Below are 19,500 nucleotides of genomic sequence, written 5' to 3' on the forward strand. Positions count from 1 at the left end.
ATTCAAATCTAGAAACACGTAAACCACAATGGTTTACGCATCTAAAAGACTGGTTTACTCAAGAACAGTTAATCTTAAAGGGCTTAGAACTGGATCCAATTTTTCAACATACTTACTTTACAGCGCACGCTTTAGTGGATGCGTTAAGAACCAGAGATTACCAACGTTTCATCGAAGCTTTAAGTAGAACTGACAAAGTCAGTTCACAGCTTGAAACAACCATTAAAACCTATCGTAAACATCTGTCTCTAATTAAAAACATGATGGCAAGTACCTACTCCAATGGCCCTTTAGAGGGCGTTAATCGCAAAATAAAGCAAATCAAACGGACGGCGTACGGGTACAAAAATTGGTCGCGTTTTTACACACGAATTCGGATTGAATTTACAATTCAGAACAAAAAAAGGAAACCAATTCGAAAATGAATTGGTTTCCTCATAAAGTTCCTCATCAACAGCCGTTGACAAAGAGCCATTTTTTGTAGTTAAGCATCTTTTTGGATTTGTTCTGCGAATTGATTGATCTTCCGTAGTCGGTGATTAATCCCCGACTTCGAGATTGGGCCCCCAGGAACGAGGGTCCCCAACTCTTTCAAGCTCACTTCGCGGTGTTCCAAACGCGTTACGGCCACTTCTTGCAGCTTTGGTGGTAATTGTTTCAATCCAACCGTCTCGTCGATTAACAAAATATTTTCAATTTGTTTGCTGGACGCGTTGGCCACCTTATCCATATTCGCATTTTCACAGTTCACTAACCGGTTAACCGAATTACGCATATCGCGCATAATTCGGACGTCTTCAAACTTCAACATCCCAGTAGTCGCACCAATCAGCGATAAAAAGTCAGCGATTTTCTCAGCTTCCTTGATATAGGTGATAAAGCCGCCCCGGCGATCGGTCGTCCGTGAATTCAGTCCGTACTGATTCATCATTTCTGAAATCATCCGGTTATGTTCTTCATACAGGGAATAGATTTCCAAATGATAACGCGACGTTTCCGGATTATTGACGGAACCGCCCGCTAAAAAGGCTCCCCGCAGATACGAGCGAACCGCTGCATCGTCGGTCAAGACTTCCGTTGGCGCAACTTCTACAATTTGATAGTCCTTTAAAATCCCTAGATCAGCAAGCACCATGTCGGTCCCCGTTTTTAGGCGGACGATGTACAAGTTATTCTTGTTAAGTTTCATCTTACGCCGAACGATAAGTTCACTCGCTACGTCGTAAAATTGTTTGAGCAACCGGTAAATACGCCGCGCGATGGCCGGATTTTCGGTTTGAATATTCAGAATAAAATGGTGATTGGCCAAGCTAATCGTCCCATTCATTCGAATCAATGCCATTAGTTCGGCTTTGGCATTCTCGCGATGGACAGTAAGGTTGGTAAGTTCTTTTTTAACTTCACTGGCGTATGACATTCACAGGCCCCTCCTATCTTAAAATATCGGAATGACCAACTAAATTCATCAGTTCCGCGACCACTTGATCACCATCATGAAAGGCCCCGTTATCCCGAAGCTTTAAAAAGTTCGAGGAGATCACCTTGCAATGTTGGTCCCGTAAGCCACGAAAATCGTGACTGACTTGGCGGGAAACTTCGTTAAATTTATGGAAATCCATGTAATCGGCGGGAACTTTTTCCGTGTTCACTAACACGGTATTAATAAAGTTCTCTCCGAGGTGCCGGTTCAAGACCCGCACGTGATCGGCGTCCGAGAAATTATCGGTTTCGCCCTTTTGCGTCATAATGTTACAAATATAAACAACTTCAGCATCAGTTGCACACACTGCCCGCCCAATATTATTAATCATCAGGTTAGGTAAAATGCTCGTAAACAAACTCCCGGGGCCAAGAACGATTTGGTCAGCTTCCATGATAGCGTCAATTACTGGTTGCACGGCGGTCGGTTCGTTACCGTCCTTATCCGTGACCCACACTTTTTGCAGGGACTTATGGGCGGCCGTAATTTCAGCTTCACCGACCAACTCAGTACCATCCTTAAAACTGCCGTGTAAGGTCAAGGCTTCATTAGCTGCTGGGTAGACGTGTCCATCCACTTGCATCATTCTCGACAGTTCTTGGACCGCATCAAACACCCCGGACTTCATTTCAGTCAACGCTGCGATGATCAAATTACCGATTGCATGCCCCGCAAAGAATTGGTCATCACCTTGAAAACGGTACTGAAAAATATCTTTGTAAATATGTGGTAAATTCGACAAAGCAACCATAACGTTTCGAATGTCACCAGGTGGCACGACGTTGACGTAATTCCGAATAATCCCGGACGACCCGCCATCATCAGCAACCGTCACGATTGCCGTGATGTCAACGGCTTGCTTACGCAAACCGTTCAGGACAACTGGTAAACCAGTTCCCCCGCCAATCACGACGATCTTTGGTCGCTGAGTTTTAAACGTATATTTTCTCATGAGCGATTAACTGTTTCCTTTCGTTTTTCGATATCGCGGTGGCTAATGTGAACCTTATAGTTCTTACCTAAGGCTTCACCGATTCGTTGAGCCAGGGCGACTGAACGGTGTTGGCCACCGGTACAGCCAATCGCAATCGTCAAGCTCGTTTTGCCTTCCGCTTCGTAGCCAGGCATGATGCTCTCCAACATGCCGAGGAATTGCTGGTAAAATTTCTCCGTTGCCGGTTGATTCATCACGTAGTCAGAGACTGGTTTTTCCAACCCGGTATGGTGCTTCAACTCCGGCACATAGTACGGGTTAGGCAAGAACCGGACGTCCATGACAATATCCGCATCAATCGGTAAACCATATTTAAACCCGAAGGATAACATTTCAATGTGGAACGTTTCATCGGGACTCGTTTCAAATTTATCAAAAATGGATTCGCGCAATTCACGTGGCGTTAGTGCCGACGTATCAATTACGTAAGACGCACGGTCTTTTAGCGGTGCTAAGAGTTCACGTTCCTTACGAACACCGTCCATAATCCGCCCCTCCATCGCTAATGGATGGGAACGCCGGGTCTCCTTGTAACGTGAGACCAACTCTTCGTTAGTGGCGTCTAAGAACAAGATTTTGGTTGAGACAAAGTCAGTATTATCGACGTTTGCCAACATATCCATAATTTCATCATAAAAAGCGCGTGATCGTAAATCAATCACCAGGGCAACTTTTTCAATCTTACCAGACTCTTCCACTAATTCTGAGAACTTCGGTAATAAGGCTGGCGGCATATTATCAATACAGAAATAGCCGAGATCTTCAAAACTCTGGACGGCAACTGTCTTCCCAGCGCCACTCATTCCAGAGACAATGACCAATTGTAACGAATCTGCCATGTTTTTGCTCCCTTTAGTCCATAATGTTGGTAGTATAACATACCGGGTGTGTCATGACCAATTTTAGTCGCCGGCATGCCTAAAACAATGGGCCAACCCAGTACGTTTAAGCACCGGCCGACCCATGTTTGTTCATCGTTAATTCAGTTAAATAACAATCTAGTTGCGCCGTGCAAACGCGATTAAGATTGCGTTGATCCCAAAGACTGCGAAGTAGAAGCTGACCAAAACGTTAAACGTAAAGGCAGCGACGACCGGGCTGAATAGTAGCATGAGCCCTAATACCAGCGTGATAATATCAAAAATCAGTGAAAGGATGTAATACCCCATCCCAAAGACCTTCAAGTGTGATGCGACTGTTAATCGCTCGATCGAATCGATCAAGAACCAGAATGCAAAGAGGTAACCGAGTACCAAAATACCCGTTGGTGCGTGGAATAAGAATAACAATCCCACTAAAATATCGATAATGGCAAAAACCAGGGCAAAGTTCGCACGAAGTCCCGTTTCACGTCGCAACTTGGTATAACCTGCAATGGTAGTAATCCCACTAATAATCGCAGCAATTGCGAATAGGAAGACCAAACTCAACAACGCGGCCTTCGGTTGTTTCATAACAAAATAGGCGGCAACGAGGAACACGATCCCGGTCATAAACTCTGTCCAGTCGAATCCCCAACGATGATCGTCAAACATAAGCAACATCTCCAATATACTATTTAACTCCATCATACCAGTTGATGAAAGAGTTTCCAATTTTTGTAACGGATTTAACAATGCTTTAAAATTTAGCGCCTAGAACCCACAAGAAAACACCAAGATGCCTTCACCTTGGTGTTTTCTTATTTTACGATATCAATTTTAAGTTGAAATCTAATCGCTTACGACCTATTTCGGTTGTCGCTGATAACATGCAGTCGTGGGACCGGGTTAAGCCTAAAAGCGGTCTCAACCCTCGCCCGTGGTGTAAGGCCAAAAAGTCATCGGCCAACACCACCATCACGACTGATGCTATCAGCGACAACCTCCGATCACCTTAGATGATTACCCTTAAATTAATAATTACATTTAGCGAAGGCAGACAGAATCTGCGTGCCGTGTTAACAATAGTAGCTGGCGGGTTTCCGCCAGCTACTATTGTTGGGCGATTCAAAGACGTGGTTTATCGGCTTTGAACCGATGTTTCAGACCGCTCTTTGGCTGGAACCGTCCCCCACAGCACGCTGATTCTGTCTGACGAAGCGGTAACCTGATATCAACGATTTTAGGTATTTTAATCGTTATTTGAAGCTTGATAAGCATCGAGCTGTTGTTGTGCCCGCTTTAATTCTAGTTTAATTTGGTCAAAACCAGTTCCACCAAGTGAGTGCCGCCGTTCGACAGCTACCTTGGCATCCAAGTCATGGTAAACGTCTTCTTGAATCAACGGCGAAATTTCTTGGTATTCGCTCAATGGAATATCTTGTAATGGCCGGTTCTTCTTCAACCCGTCGAGGACCAGCTTGCCCACGATCGCATGGGCCTGACGGAATGGAATCCCCTTATTGGCTAAGTAATCAGCCAATTCAGTGGCATTTGAGAAATCGTTAGTCGTCGCGTGTGCCATGCGGTCTTCATTAACGGTCAAGGTCGCCAGCATCCCCGTAAAGACGTGCAAACTCGTTAATATGGTCGTTACGGTGTCAAAGGCGCCTTCCTTATCTTCTTGTAAATCTTTGTTATAAGCCAACGGAATAGCCTTCATTACAGTCAACAAGCCCATTAAGTTCCCGTAGACCCGACCAGACTTACCACGAATTAACTCGGCCATATCTGGATTCTTCTTCTGGGGCATAATTGAACTCCCGGTTGAGAATTGATCACTCAAGCTAATGTACTTAAATTCATAACTGCTCCAGCTAACGATTTCCTCACAAAAACGTGATAGGTGCATCATCAGAATCGAAGCGTTACTCAAGAATTCAAGGACAAAGTCCCGGTCGGAAACGGCGTCCAGACTATTGTGATAAACCTGACTGAAGCCCAATAATTTAGCGCTATATTCACGATCAATCGGGAAAGTCGTTCCAGCTAAGGCTGCGGCCCCCAACGGTGAAATATCCGTATGCTGCATATTGAATTCAAACCGTTCCATGTCACGCTTAAACATTTGGTAATAAGCTAACAGGTAGTGCGCGTAAGAGATTGGTTGGGCGTGTTGTAAATGCGTATACCCAGGCATCACGGTCTCAACGTTTTCACTGGCCTTATCCACCAAGACTTCTTCAAGGGCATGTAACCGGTCTAAAATTTTAGGTAACTGATGTTTCATATAAAGGTGAAAATCCGTTGCAACTTGGTCGTTCCGTGAACGAGCGGTGTGTAATTTACCAGCTACCGGACCGATTTCTTCCGTTAGCAATGATTCAATATTCATGTGAATATCTTCATTGACGGTTGAAAATTCCAGTTTGCCTTGTTTCAAGCGTTCGTCTAAAGTTTCAAGACCTGCTACAATTTTGTCCACGTCTTCGGCGGGTAAAATACCCGTCTTCTTTAACATTTTGACGTGTGCAAGTGAGCCGGCAATGTCTTCAGCAGCTAACAATTGATCGAATCCGATTGACGCACCAAAATCATCCACGTACTTGGCACCGGTCTCAGTGAACCGGCCACCCCATAATTTTTTTGTACTCATTAGGCGTGTTCCTTGTTAATTTTTGCTTTGGCGTCAGCTTGAACCTTAGCCTGAACTTGGGCGTTAACCTGAGTTGGTAAGCCCCATAACTTGATAAAGCCAACCGCAGCCTGTTGATCAAATGAATCTGCCGCAGTATAAGTTGCTAAATCTTTATCGTACAAGGAATTTGGTGACTTCCGGCCTTCCGTAATCACATTTCCTTTAAAGAGTTGAACCCGAACGACGCCGTTAACAACTTGTTGCGTCTGCTTCAGGAAGGCAACCATGGCTTCCATCAATGGTGAGAACCATAAGCCGTTGTAAATCGTATCAGCTAATTTTTGTTCGATGATTGGTTTGAAGTGGGCTAATTCCCGTTCAAAGGTCAAGTCTTCCAAATCCTTGTGGGCCTTTAATAAGACGGTCGCTGCGGGTGCTTCATAAACTTCACGTGATTTAATTCCGACTAACCGGTTTTCAATGTGGTCGATCCGGCCAATCCCGTGTTCGCCAGCAATCTTGTCTAATTTAATAATTAAGTCGGCCAAGTTCATTGCTTCACCGTCTAAGGCAACTGGAACCCCGGCTTCAAACGTAATTTCTAACGTCGTTGGCGTATCAGGAGTATCAGCTAACGCCTTCGTCCGATCAAAGGCATCGGCTGGTGCGCCTTCCCAAGGGTCTTCCAAGATACCACATTCGTTGGCCCGGCCCCATAAGTTTTCGTCGATTGAATACGGGCTGTCCAAGTTGATTGGTACGGGAATGTTGTGTTTCTTAGCGTAATCAATTTCTTCTTCACGTGACCAGTGCCAGTCACGAACGGGGGCTTCAATTTTAATATCTGGTGCCAATGCGTGAATGGCAACTTCGAAACGAACTTGGTCGTTCCCTTTACCGGTACAACCATGCGCAATCGCAACCGCGTGTTCCTTTTTAGCAAGGTCAACGAGCTTCTTGGCAATCAATGGCCGTGATAAAGCAGAAACTAATGGGTATTCCCCTTCGTACAAGGTGTGTCCTTGGAGGGCAATCAAGGCGTATTCTTCTGCAAATTCTTGTTTTGCATCAATCATGTAAGACGCAACGGCACCAAGCTTTAAAGCCTTGTCCTTGATGGCATCCATGTCTTTACCTTCACCAACATCGATTCCACAAGCGACCACGTCGTAGCCCTTGTCCTTCAACCAACTGATTGCAACGGATGTATCTAACCCACCAGAATAAGCAAGAATAATTTTTTCGTTTTGTTCGACCATTGATATAACCCTCCGTAAATAATTATTTTCGTATTTCTCAATGACAGTATCGTACCACCCGTTTTAATGTTATGCAACTATTTTTATAGAATATTCGTTATTTTCCAAATATTCACTTATTTTACGGATATTTATACATTTATTCATTAATTTTTGCATCGTATGGTTATAAACCCACTCAACCAAAAAAGTGCGCTACCCAATTCTCAATCACTGAAAATTGGGTAGCGCACTGATTTATTTTAATTTTAGTAACCCTTATTCAACCACTTTACGGACGAATGGGTCTGATGAAATTCCTTGTGAAAGAATCAATTTGGCCCATTCCTTAGCAGAAAATAGGGAGTGGTCCTTGTAGTTCCCACAACTGTCGATCGTTGTGCCTTGCACGTCTTCCCACTTAGCGGGACCCGCAATAAATTCTAACGAGGACTTCAACGCTTTAGCCACTTCAACCGTGTCGTGTTCACCCCAAGTAATCAAATGGAAACCAGTCCGGCAACCAAATGGTGAACAGTCGATAACGCCGTCCATCCGGTCACGCAATAACCCGGCCAACATATGCTCAATCGTGTGTAAGCCTGCCGTATCGATGGCAGCCTTATTAGGTTGAACTAACCGTAAATCAAAGTTGGTGATGGCATCGCCCTTAGGACCATGTTCCACCGTAATTTTACGAACGTAAGGTGCTAAAACTTTGGTATGATCTAACGTAAAACTTTCTACTTTAGCCATTAAAAACACTCCTCTAGTTAAAATTACATTACAAGTTCAGTGTAGCACACTCAGTCAATTATTTGGCAGTCTCCGCTGCTTCCCGTGCCCGGTCGCGTTCGAGGACCGGCTTTAAATACTGACCGGTATAACTCTTTGGTTCTTCCGCAACTTCTTCAGGAGTCCCAGTGGCGACGACGGTACCACCACCGTCGCCACCTTCTGGTCCTAAATCGATCAAGTAATCGGCCGACTTCACGACGTCCAAGTTATGTTCAATAATTAGGACCGTATTTCCCGCATCAACGAGGCGGTTCAAGACCCCAATCAAGCGCCGAATATCTTCACTATGCAACCCGGTCGTTGGTTCATCTAAGATGTAGAAGTTCTTACCAGACTGTTGCTTATGGAGTTCAGACGCTAACTTCATCCGTTGGGCTTCCCCACCGGAAAGGGTCGTCGCTGACTGGCCAAGTTTAACGTAGCCAAGGCCAACGTCGACCAAGGTCTGGAGCTTCCGCCGAATCTTAGGAATTGGTTCAAAGAAGGCGAGCGCTTCGGACGCTGTCATTTGTAAAACATCGGCAATGTTTTTGCCCTTATATTCAACTTCTAGCGTTTCAGAATTATACTGTTTGCCATGACAAACTTCACACGGCACAAAGACGTCCGGTAAGAAGTTCATTTCAATCTTCAAGATGCCATCACCATGACAAGCTTCACAACGACCGCCCTTGATGTTGAAACTAAAGCGGCCCTTTTGGTAACCCCGTAACTTGGCCTCGTTCGTTTGGGCAAATAGATCACGGATATTGTCAAAGACCCCGGTATAGGTCGCTGGATTACTCCGTGGCGTCCGCCCGATTGGACTTTGATCAATGTTCACTAGCCGTTCAATATTCTTGACCCCACTAATACTCTTATACTGACCGGGTTTTTCAGAATTACGGTTGAGCTTTTGTGCCAATGCCCGCTTGAGCACGTCGTTGACTAACGTTGATTTACCAGAGCCAGAAACACCGGTCACGACCACAAATTCCCCGAGTGGAAAATCTACGGTAATGTCCTTCAAGTTGTTTTCAGCGGCGCCGGTCACCTTGATCTTTTTACCGTTTCCAGGACGGCGCTTTTCTGGTACCGGAATAAACCGTTTGCCGGCCAAGTATTGTCCCGTCAAAGATTTCCGGGAACGTGCTACCTGCTTAGGCGTTCCGGCGGCCATAACTTCACCACCGTTTTCGCCAGCTCCAGGACCAATGTCGATCAGGTAGTCCGCGGCCCGCATGGTATCCTCATCATGTTCAACCACGATCAGCGTATTGCCAAGGTCCCGCATCTTTTTCAATGAGCTAATTAACCGGTCATTATCACGCTGGTGCAGCCCAATTGAAGGTTCATCCAAAATGTAGAGCACTCCGGATAAGTTCGACCCGATTTGGGTTGCTAACCGAATCCGTTGCGCTTCCCCACCAGATAACGTCCGTGCTGAACGACTGAGCGTTAAGTAGGCCAAGCCCACGTTGCGCAGGAAGGATAGCCGGTCTTTAATTTCTTTTAAAATTGGTTGGGCAATGACTAAGTCTTGTTCAGAGAACTTCAACCCCTTAAAGAAGTCGATTTCCTTCCCAATAGCCAAGTCCGAAACCATTCCGATGTGTTCGCCGCCGACCTTAACGGAAAGGGCTTTACGGTTCAAACGGAAACCATGACAAGTCTGACAAGTTAATTCGGTCATGTACTTGCGCATCACGTCACGGGTAAAGTCACTGTTCGTTTCGTGATAACGCCGGTCAACGTTGTTGATAACCCCTTCAAAGACGGCGTCAACATCCCGAACCCCACCAAAATCATTTTGATAATGGAAGTGGAACGTCTTGCCATTGGAACCATATAAGACAGTCTGTTGGTCAGCCTTAGATAAGTTCTCGTAAGGCACGTCCAACGGAATCTTTAATTGTTCGCAAGCTTGTTTCAACATTTCTGGATAGTACTGTGAACTGATTGGGTTCCAAGGCGCCAACGCACCTTCCGCCAACGTCATCGTCTTATCCGGAACAACTAAGTCTTCGTCAACTTCCAGCTTAACCCCTAAGCCTTCACAATCTGGGCAGGCACCTTGAGGGGCGTTAAATGAGAATAACCGGGGTTCAAGTTCGCCCACGGTAAACCCACAGACCGGACAAGCGTAGTGTTCAGAAAACAGAATTGGGTCGCCGCCAATCACGTCAGCAATGGCGTACCCGCCGCTCAACCGGAGTGCGGCTTCAAATGAGTCGAACAACCGGGAGCGGTCGCCGGGTTTAACAACGATCCGGTCAATCACGATTTCAATCGTGTGTTGTTTATTTTTATCTAAATCAAAGTCTTCACTAATATCACGAATGTCGCCGTCCACTCGAACCCGGACAAAGCCTTCACGCTTGATCTTTTCAAAAACCTTTTTGTGTTCACCCTTTTTCTGGCGCACAATCGGTGATAAAATTTGTAGCTTTGTTCGCTCAGCCAGCTTCTGAACCCGGTCAACCATCTGTTCAACGGTTTGGCTCGCAATCGGCGTTCCGTCATTTGGACAGATTGGTTGGCCCACTCGTGCCCATAATAACCGTAAGTAATCATTGATTTCGGTAACCGTTCCGACGGTCGACCGCGGGTTCTTTGAGGTCGTCTTTTGATCAATGGAAATTGCCGGGCTTAACCCGTCAATCGAATCCACGTCGGGCTTTTGCATCTGCCCTAAGAATTGCCGAGCGTACGCTGATAAACTTTCGACGTAACGCCGTTGCCCTTCCGCATAGAGTGTATCAAACGCTAACGAGCTTTTCCCAGAACCGGACAAGCCGGTAATAACCACTAACTTGTTGCGGGGAATCGTTACGTCAATGTTCTTTAAATTATGCGCCCGCGCACCGTGGATGATAATCTTATCATTTGCCAAAAAAAGACCTCCTAGCTGATCTGTGCTTTCAATTCCATGACCGTATCACGCAAAGTTGCGGCTTGTTCAAAGTCGAGTTTCTTGGCAGCGGTCTTCATTTGTTCTTCTAATTTGCTAATCATATCAAGTTGTTGTTCGTGCGTCATATCGTCGAAGTCGGTTTCTAAGAAGTCATCCTTCTTACCGCTATCTTCCGTCTGTTTGGTCGACGCGATTAATTCCGGAATGGCCTTCTTGATTGTCCGTGGCGTAATGTGATGATCTTCATTGTACTGCATCTGAATCTTACGCCGGCGTGCCGTTTCGTCAATGGCTGCCTGCATCGAATCAGTCGTATGATCCGCATACATTATAACCGAACCGTGTTCGTTACGCGCAGCCCGACCAATCGTTTGAATAAGTGACCGTTCATTACGTAGGAAACCTTCCTTATCGGCGTCCAAAATGGCAACCAACGAAACTTCAGGAACGTCAATCCCTTCACGCAACAAGTTAATTCCGACTAACACGTCGAACTTGCCTAATCGCAAGTCCCGGATAATCTTCGTCCGCTCCAAGGTCTTGATGTCACTATGCAAGTACTGAACCTTGATTCCTAAATCCTTTAAATAGTCCGTCAAATCTTCAGACATTTTCTTAGTCAACGTTGTCACAAAGACCCGTTCATCCCGCTCAATCCGTTTATTGATTTCGCCGACAAGGTCATCGATTTGTCCCATAATTGGGCGGACTTCAATCGTTGGATCTAACAAACCGGTTGGCCGAATAATTTGTTGAATCACGTGCTTTGTCCGGTCCATTTCGTATGGTCCGGGGGTCGCTGACATGTAAACGACTTGATTAATGTGTTGTTCCACTTCTTCAAGCTTTAACGGCCGGTTATCCAGCGCACTCGGCAACCGGAACCCGTAATCGACTAACATTTGTTTGCGGGCACGGTCACCGTTATACATCCCGCGTACTTGCGGCATCGTCACGTGAGATTCATCGACCACCATTAAGAAATCTTTGGGGAAGAAGTCTAATAACGTGTACGGTGGTTCACCAGGTTTACGACCATCCATAAAGCGGGAATAGTTTTCAATTCCACTGGTGTAGCCCATTTCTTTAAGCATTTCAATATCATAAGTGGTCCGTTGCTTTAAACGCTGGGCTTCAAGCAACTTGCCATCCGTTGTCAATTCCTTGAGACGGCCATCCAATTCATTTTCGATACCATTAATCGCGTGTTCCATAATCGCGTCGTTCGTCATAAAGTGGGTCGCTGGAAAAATAGCCACGTGATCACGATCACCGACCACTTCACCCGTCAACGCATCGATTTCTCGAATCCGGTCGATCTCATCGCCAAAGAATTCTACTCGTAACGCGTGGTCATCCCGTGAAGCTGGGAAAATTTCGACCACGTCACCGTGGACTCGGAACCGGCCCCGTTGAAAATCAATATCATTACGATCAAATTGAATATCCACTAATTTACGTAACAAATCATTACGGTCAATCTGCATCCCGACCCGTAATGAAACAACGTGGTTCTTATACTCAGTCGGGTCCCCTAAACCAAAGATACTGGAGACGGAAGCCACTACGATGACGTCGTTTCGTTCAAGTAAGGAACTGGTTGCGGAATGTCGCAACTTATCAATTTCATCATTAATCGCGGAATCTTTTTCAATGTAAGTATCACTCGAAGGAACGTACGCTTCTGGTTGATAATAGTCATAATAACTGACAAAGTATTCAACCGCGTTATTCGGGAAAAACTTTTTAAATTCGCCGTAAAGCTGCCCGGCCAACGTCTTGTTATGTGAAAGAATCAGGGTTGGCTTATTAACTTGGGCAATGACATTCGAAATCGTGAACGTTTTCCCGGTCCCGGTCGCACCCATCAAAACTTGTTCTTTTTCCCCCGCTTCAATTCCAGCTGTTAACTGCTGGATAGCTTGGGGTTGATCACCAGTTGGTTGATAGTCCGAAACTAAGTCAAACTTGTTGTTATTTACTCGATCAATCAAACGTGACTCCTCCTTTGAGACTCATCTTTATTTACAATAATCGTTACTAGAAGTTCACACTTCAAAAAAGATAGGCAGCCGTGCTCCCTATCCCTTTAAAACCGCTATTTATTTTAGCACATCGAACATACTTTCGCCATTAATCGGATTGCTGATCCGTCGTTAAAATCTGACTCGTCAACGCCCGCAAATGATCCTGATTCGTAAATGGTTCGGCCAACATTTCTGGTAGCACGGCCTTTAAGAAATATTGAACGCTCGCCATCTGCTTAAACGCCACAATCGTTTTCAAACTTTCACGGTAAATATCCGTAAAGACCGGCTCTGGATTACCCTTTTGAATTTCGCCAAAGGATTCATATAATAAGTCGATCTTATCCGCAACGGACAAAATCTGTCCTTCTAACGTGTCGTCTTTTCCTTCAGACAGCCGGCGGGAGTACGCCGCTTGAAATTCGGCCGGAATTTCATTATGGACAAAGTTTTGGGAGAGTTCGTGCTCCACATCCGCCAACATCGTCCGCAGTGTTGGGGTGGCGTATTTTACCGGCGTCTTAATATCACCAATAAACCGTTCGTTATAGTCATGGTTGAGGGCTTTCTCGTACAAAGCGCGCCAGTTCACCTGTTGACCGGCATTTTCTTCAACGTCGCCTAAAAACTGGGCCGTTTCCGCCACCTTGAATGAATGGGCTGCCACGGAATGATTCTGATACTTAAAGAACCCCGGAGCCCGCTGAATCGTTTCTAAGTTACTCAAACTTTGTAAATATTGATGCATTCCCATAATAAGCCACCATCCTTCACGCCGTTAGTTTGGCCTAAGTGTAACAAAGGCCCTTTCAGGACGCAACCAAACCGCAAGCGGCACTACTGGATTGCGCTAAGGAGGCAAAATCGGGATTCAGAAATCATTTAAGACTTTCCGAATCCCGATTTTTCTAGCTTTAAGCTTGTTTAATTTTATTAGATTGCCCTGGTAACCGTAGCATGAATGCCATCAAGTACGACACAATTAAGAAAACGGCCACGACAATGTATGGGTAATGGTAATTCATGTCCAATAACATCCCGGACATAATCGGCCCAACAATGTTCCCAACACTGGTCAGTGACATGTTCAAACCGTTAATCAGCCCCTGATTGGATTCACTGGCCTTGGTTAGTAACGTGGTAATGGCTGGCCGTAACAAGTCAAACGCGGAGAAAATAACTAAGGTCGCAATCATGACTTCTAGCTTCGTGTGGGCTTGGGTAATCCAAATCGTACAGATGGCCGCAGCGGCAAAGCAAACCCGGATGACCCGCCGCTCACCAAAGCGTTGGACAAAGGTATCAAACAACGCCACTTGTAGAAACAGCGAGATCAACCCGTTGAGTGTCAAAACTAACGCGATGTTATTCAGACTAAAGTGAAAGACTTCGTTCACGTAAATACTATAAATACTTTCAAATCCTTGTAAGCCAAACGAAGAAACCAAAATCATTGTGAATAGGATGATAATGGGCAACGTCCAGAATGCGCGTGACATGGGATGGTGTGATTCAGGTGCATTTTCCGCATTATCTTCGCGGTCGGGATCAATGTCACGGTCCGCTGGTAATAAGACGACTAGGACGATGGCGCTCAATAACCCTAAGCCCCCGGCGACCCAAAACGGCGTCTTATAACTGATTCCAGCTAGAATACCACCAATTCCCGGGCCTAAGATTAAGCCCCCACTAAATGCGGCTGATAACCAGCCAATCACACGGGCGCGTTGGCGTTTCGTCGTAATGTCTGACGCTAACGCCATGGCGGTAGGTACAACCATCGCAGCGGAAAGTCCGCCCACGATTCGAGAAACGTTGAAGACCCACAACTGATTAGTCAAGGCGAATAGAAACTCCGAAACCATGTAAAGTATCAGGCCAACGGTCAAAACTGGTTTACGACCAATGCGGTCCGAGACCCGACCAATAATGGGTGAAGCCACAAATTGGGCCAACGCGAATAACGCGTTCATAATTCCCATATCAGTCGCAGTTAAATGAAGCTCGTTCTTAATAAACGGCATGACGGGAATCACTAAACTAATTCCTAAACAGACTAAAAATTCACTAAATACTAAAATAAAAATGGCACGTTTCGTTTGCCGACTCATAGGCTTCACCTCGATATAAATACTTTTATGCAACGCTATCCATCATATCAAGGCTAATTATTAAAAGCTAGTTTAAAGTTTGTCAGTTTATGAATTCGCTTTCTCAGCAAATAACGGGAATCTTCGTTACAATTAATTTAATCAAACAAACAGGGAGGCCGTGTTATGCAAGCCGAAGCCATAGGGTTTACAAACATTCAAAAGCTCGACCCCGATATCATTATTGATCTCCGTTACGCGACAACTAACAACTTCACTCATCAGGTGGTTTACGACTTTACAACCGCCATTATCCGAACCGGGACGGCTCAAAAACTTGCTCGGGCTAGCGAACTCGTCAAGGACCAGGGCTTCCGCCTCAAAATTTGGGACGCCTACCGCCCAGTTAGTGCACAAGAGCACCTCTTTGAGGTTTATCCCGATCCCGAATTTGTCGCAAAACCTAATCCGAATTTTAGCCACCAAAAGGGCGTTACGTTGGATTTAACGCTGACCGATGCGCAGGGTAAAGAATGTCCCATGCCAACCGCTTTTGACGATTTCACGGCAGCCGCGCACCGGGATGCCCCCCGAACGCCCCTGCAAAATCACTACTACCAAATTTTAGATGCAGCGATGACCGCAGCGGGCTTCATCGGCTACGAAAATGAATGGTGGGACTATCGCGACGCCGCGATGGATCAGTACCAACCGTTAGCGGCTGACCCCAATGACTACGCTTAGTTGATGTCAGATTAACATCAATCAAAAAAACCATTCAGAAATATTTCTGAATGGTTTTTTTCTATTATTATGGTCGAAACGTGCGACCAAAAGGCGATTATTCTTTAATAAATGCTTGAATGGCAGCTTCAAACTGTGCCAACTTATTATTGGCTTCAGCAAGGCTATCACCAAGCGTCCCGATGTAAAACTTGATCTTAGGTTCGGTCCCAGATGGACGAATTGCGATCCAAGTTCCGTCGGTCAACTTGTACTTCAACACGTTAGCTTCTGGCAAGGCAATTGGTGCCGTATGCCCGTCAGAAAACGTTTCAGTCTGGCTCTGGAAGTCTTCGGTAGAATCGACCGTATAACCGGCAAAGTCGGTTGGCGCTTCTTCACGGAACTTCGTCATCAAAGCCGCAATCTTTTCGCTACCGCCAACCCCATCAAATTCTTCAGAGGTCGTCTTTTCACGGAAGTACCCGTATTCTGCAAAGAGATCTTGTAAACCATCGTAAAGGTTCTTACCTTGTTGCTTGTAATAAGCAGCAACTTCGGCTAAGAGTACCGTGGTTTGAATGGCATCCTTGTCGTGAACGAACGGTTTGATCAAGTAACCGTAGCTTTCTTCAAACCCAAACATGTAAGTATGTTCGCCGGTAGCTTCGAAATGTTCAATCTGTTCAGCGATGTACTTAAACCCAGTCAAAACGTTGATCATCTGAACGCCGTAAGATTTGGCAATCTTAGTAGCAAATTCAGAGGAAACGATCGACTTCACGGCTGCGGCGTTGTCAGGCAACGTCCCTGCATCCTTGTTTGCTTGTAAGATGTAGTGCAATAAGACAGCCGCAATCTGGTTTCCCGTTAATAAGACGTATTCCCCATCGGGTTGTCGAACCGCAGTTCCTAAGCGGTCAGCATCAGGGTCAACGGCAATCAAAACGTCAGCGTCTTCCTTTTTGCCTAAGTCAATGGCCATCTTAAAGGCTTCTGGAAATTCAGGGTTGGGGAACTTAACCGTTGAGAATTCTGGATCCGCAACGGCCTGTTCTTTAACGACACTGAAATTCTTGAAACCGGCATTCTTCAAGGCTTTTTCGCCTAACATCCGGCCCGTTCCGTGTAATGGTGTGAAGACCAACTTCATGTCCTTACCCACTTCATCAACTAGCTTTTGGTTAATCGTAACTTCCTTGACCTTTGACAAGTAAGCTTGATCCACATCATCACCAATGATAGTTTCCGTGTGGTCCGCTAATAATTGGGCCTCATCCGCAACTTCAATGGCGAATAAGTCAGCGACTTTCCGAATATAAGACGTGATTAAATCCGATTCCTTTGGTGGCATTTGGCCCCCATCTTCACCGTAGATCTTATAACCGTTATATTGTTTAGGATTATGACTAGCCGTAATCATGATACCGGCATAAGTGTGTAAATGCCGAACCGTGAAGGACAGTTCTGGGGTTGGCCGTAAACTTTCGAATACGAACGATTTGATACCATGCAACCCTAAGACCCGTGCTGATTCGTGTGCAAAATCTTTCGAATGATGCCGGGAGTCAAAACTAATGGCTACACCACGTTCCTTTACATCGGCAGGCAGCGTGTCCATGAAGCGTGCTAAACCTTCCGTAGCTTGGCGAACCGTGTAAATATTCATCCGATTAATGCCGGGTCCAAGAACGCCACGCATTCCTGCCGTCCCAAACTCCATCGGTTCATAAAAAGCATCTTCCAAGGCCGCGTTATCACCGGCCATGGCCGTCAATTCTTGCTTTAAGCTTGATTCAAGTGTAGCTTGGTTTTTCCAGGTATTATAAGTATCCTGCCAACTCAAAGAGACCATCCCCAATTCTAATTTGTTAGTGCTTACAAAACTAGTATACAACATTGTCCCACTCGACAAAGTAAAATTTACTAAGAATATTGTCCGGTAAGCCTTTCTTTATTAAAAATCTGCTGAAGAGACCGGGATTGTTGAGCGTCTCTTTGTTCGGTCACCGTTTTAACTTGGTATAATTATGTTTATTAAGGAGGCTATTATGACTTTTTATTCATACGGGTATTTGACCCACCAAAACAGCAATCATACCCTATTTCAGCTCGCGGTCATCAGTATCATTATTATAATTATCGCATTCTTAAGTTGGCTTTGGTACCGTCATAAAACCGATTTAAAGTACCGGGACTTGTTTATTATCATGGTATTAGTTCTTTTACTACTAGTTGGCATTCAAGTTAACGAATGGCAGACGCTCCAATCTAGTTTTACTCAAAAATCCCAGGTCACTCAAATCATGCAACGGGTGGCCAAGGAAAAAGGCGTTGCAAAAACGGCGGTGTGGTCTAACACTAGTACGGTCAGCAGTGGGATGTTGATCAAAATTCAAGATCAAATCTATAACGTGACCGTTAATCCAGACGGCAACAGCTACACGCTGACCACGGCCACCCCGATTCAGCAACCACTCAACTACGTAAAGGAGGGAAAATGATGTTTTCTTACTGGGACGTTACCATTAAACTGGCCCTCGGGCTGTTAACCATTATTTTACAAATCAATTTATCCGGTAAAAGCAATCTAGCCCCCATCAGCGCACTAGACCAGGTTCAAAATTACGTTTTAGGGGCCATTGTCGGTGGCATGATTTATAGCACCAGCGTCACCGTTCTCCAATACATCTTAGTACTATTGATTTGGACCATTCTCGTATTGGTCCTGCGCTTCTTGACACATCACAATCGTTACGTGAAGGGGCTCATCGACGGTAAGCCGCAGCTACTGATCAAAAATGGTGAACTGCTCGTTGCCACCGCACTCCGCAATGGCATGAGCGCTAACGACTTGACCTTTCGCTTACGAACCGAGGGCATCACCGATATTCGCCACGTTAAACGGGCCGTGTTAGAACAAAACGGACAGTTGACCATTACCCAAGCTGGTGACGACACCATTAAGTATCCCATGATCGTCGATGGACAAGTTAACGTGGACGCTCTTGAAACGAGCCAGCACGACCGCCAGTGGCTTGATGAACAGCTAGCCGCCAAACACTATCAAGTCAGTGACATTTACTTAGCAACTTACACCAATCAACAACTCGTCTTGTTTCCCTATCAACGCTAAAAGAGTGGGCCAAAAGGCGGTTAGCTTGCGAGCATTAACGTGAAATCAGCGATTATTCCTGGGTTTGGAATAGTCGCTGATTTCGGGTTAAGCGGAACAAACTGCCTTTTGGCCCACGTTTCGACCATAGCAATAGGAAAAGCCAACCAGAATTTTTTTCGGCTCTAGAATATTGGGTGTTGATGGAAATCCATCAACACCCAGTTTTTGTGTAAAATAAAAGGACAACTTCCCCCAATGCACCACCCGTACCGACCAAAGTAAAAGTAAAGGCAAGTGAGAAAAGATGTCCCAAAATCATTTTATCGAAGATACTCTTCAAATTAAAGACCCAAATATTATTTGTACTGATATTGATAGTAGTAATCCAAGCAAACAGGTCATTCACGCTAAACTGACCTATCCTTTAAAGAACTGCCCACTTTGTGGCCAGCCCGAAGTAGTACGTTTTGGGACTAATCTAATTAATGTCAGAATGCCCCCAGTCAAAGAACGACCAATTATTTTAAAATTGCGTAAGCAACGTTATCGGTGTAAATCCTGTAAGCATACTTTTAGCGCACAAACATCATTAGTTAAACCGCATTGCCAGATATCAGAAGATACGAAGCAAATGATTATCT

General features: G+C 45.3%; 17 protein-coding genes. 5 read left to right on the top strand and 12 right to left on the bottom strand.

Annotated features, from left to right (window positions below):
* Positions 1-425 (top strand): transposase (locus AAA939_RS14040; protein WP_338225954.1); only part of this gene is annotated, 425 nt, incomplete at its 5' end.
* 59 nt (positions 426-484) lie between these two features.
* Here AAA939_RS14040 and whiA read toward each other — a convergent pair.
* The 11 genes from whiA to AAA939_RS14095 form a co-directional block, all read right to left on the bottom strand.
* Positions 485-1,417: a DNA-binding protein WhiA gene (gene whiA, locus AAA939_RS14045; protein ID WP_338210328.1), complete on the bottom strand. Its 933-nt coding sequence runs from the start codon at positions 1,415-1,417 to the stop codon at positions 485-487.
* A gap of 13 nt (positions 1,418-1,430) precedes the next feature.
* Positions 1,431-2,432 (bottom strand): gluconeogenesis factor YvcK family protein, encoded by a 1,002-nt coding sequence (locus tag AAA939_RS14050; protein ID WP_338210330.1) that lies wholly within the window; start codon positions 2,430-2,432, stop codon positions 1,431-1,433.
* Positions 2,429-3,313, bottom strand: coding sequence for an RNase adapter RapZ (gene rapZ, locus AAA939_RS14055; RefSeq protein WP_338210332.1), 885 nt, complete (start codon positions 3,311-3,313; stop codon positions 2,429-2,431). Before rapZ ends, AAA939_RS14050 begins: the two co-directional genes overlap by 4 nt.
* A 159-nt stretch (positions 3,314-3,472) precedes the next feature.
* Entirely contained in the window at positions 3,473-4,009 is a 537-nt protein-coding gene (locus AAA939_RS14060) for an HdeD family acid-resistance protein (protein WP_338210334.1), read from the bottom strand.
* A 577-nt stretch (positions 4,010-4,586) separates the two neighbouring features.
* On the bottom strand, positions 4,587-5,990 hold the full coding sequence (gene argH, locus AAA939_RS14065; protein WP_338210336.1) for an argininosuccinate lyase: 1,404 nt from the start codon (positions 5,988-5,990) through the stop codon (positions 4,587-4,589).
* Positions 5,990-7,231 carry an argininosuccinate synthase gene (locus tag AAA939_RS14070; protein ID WP_057706828.1) on the bottom strand — a complete coding sequence of 414 codons (1,242 nt, stop codon included), beginning with the start codon at positions 7,229-7,231 and terminating at the stop codon, positions 5,990-5,992. Before AAA939_RS14070 ends, argH begins: the two co-directional genes overlap by 1 nt.
* A gap of 258 nt (positions 7,232-7,489) precedes the next feature.
* On the bottom strand, positions 7,490-7,966 hold the full coding sequence (locus tag AAA939_RS14075) for an S-ribosylhomocysteine lyase (RefSeq protein WP_057706829.1): 477 nt from the start codon (positions 7,964-7,966) through the stop codon (positions 7,490-7,492).
* A 58-nt stretch (positions 7,967-8,024) separates the two neighbouring features.
* Positions 8,025-10,880: an excinuclease ABC subunit UvrA gene (gene uvrA / locus AAA939_RS14080; RefSeq protein ID WP_338210339.1), complete on the bottom strand. Its 2,856-nt coding sequence runs from the start codon at positions 10,878-10,880 to the stop codon at positions 8,025-8,027.
* A gap of 11 nt (positions 10,881-10,891) precedes the next feature.
* Positions 10,892-12,895 carry an excinuclease ABC subunit UvrB gene (uvrB, locus tag AAA939_RS14085; RefSeq protein ID WP_338210341.1) on the bottom strand — a complete coding sequence of 668 codons (2,004 nt, stop codon included), beginning with the start codon at positions 12,893-12,895 and terminating at the stop codon, positions 10,892-10,894.
* A gap of 139 nt (positions 12,896-13,034) precedes the next feature.
* On the bottom strand, positions 13,035-13,682 hold the full coding sequence (locus tag AAA939_RS14090; RefSeq protein ID WP_338230998.1) for an HD domain-containing protein: 648 nt from the start codon (positions 13,680-13,682) through the stop codon (positions 13,035-13,037).
* Positions 13,683-13,842: 160 nt separating this feature from the next.
* Entirely contained in the window at positions 13,843-15,039 is a 1,197-nt protein-coding gene (locus tag AAA939_RS14095; protein ID WP_338210344.1) for an MFS transporter, read from the bottom strand.
* A gap of 165 nt (positions 15,040-15,204) precedes the next feature.
* Between AAA939_RS14095 and AAA939_RS14100 the strand changes: the two genes are divergently transcribed.
* A complete protein-coding gene (locus AAA939_RS14100; protein ID WP_338210346.1) occupies positions 15,205-15,762 on the top strand; it encodes a M15 family metallopeptidase in 558 nt (185 codons plus the stop codon).
* Between the two features lie 97 nt (positions 15,763-15,859).
* On the opposite strand, the gene AAA939_RS14105 is transcribed toward AAA939_RS14100, so the two are convergent.
* Positions 15,860-17,587: a phospho-sugar mutase gene (locus AAA939_RS14105; RefSeq protein ID WP_338210347.1), complete on the bottom strand. Its 1,728-nt coding sequence runs from the start codon at positions 17,585-17,587 to the stop codon at positions 15,860-15,862.
* 205 nt (positions 17,588-17,792) lie between these two features.
* Between AAA939_RS14105 and AAA939_RS14110 the strand changes: the two genes are divergently transcribed.
* The 3 genes from AAA939_RS14110 to AAA939_RS14120 form a co-directional block, all read left to right on the top strand.
* Positions 17,793-18,245 carry a DUF3290 domain-containing protein gene (locus AAA939_RS14110; protein WP_338210349.1) on the top strand — a complete coding sequence of 151 codons (453 nt, stop codon included), beginning with the start codon at positions 17,793-17,795 and terminating at the stop codon, positions 18,243-18,245.
* Positions 18,245-18,877 carry a DUF421 domain-containing protein gene (locus tag AAA939_RS14115; protein WP_338210351.1) on the top strand — a complete coding sequence of 211 codons (633 nt, stop codon included), beginning with the start codon at positions 18,245-18,247 and terminating at the stop codon, positions 18,875-18,877. Before AAA939_RS14110 ends, AAA939_RS14115 begins: the two co-directional genes overlap by 1 nt.
* Positions 18,878-19,163: 286 nt before the next feature.
* Positions 19,164-19,500, top strand: a 337-nt coding sequence (locus AAA939_RS14120) for a transposase family protein (RefSeq protein ID WP_338230428.1), incomplete at its 3' end; no start/stop codon positions are given.

This window comes from Lactiplantibacillus paraxiangfangensis, assembly GCF_036246185.1.
Taxonomy (GTDB): Bacteria; Bacillota; Bacilli; order Lactobacillales; family Lactobacillaceae; genus Lactiplantibacillus; species Lactiplantibacillus paraxiangfangensis.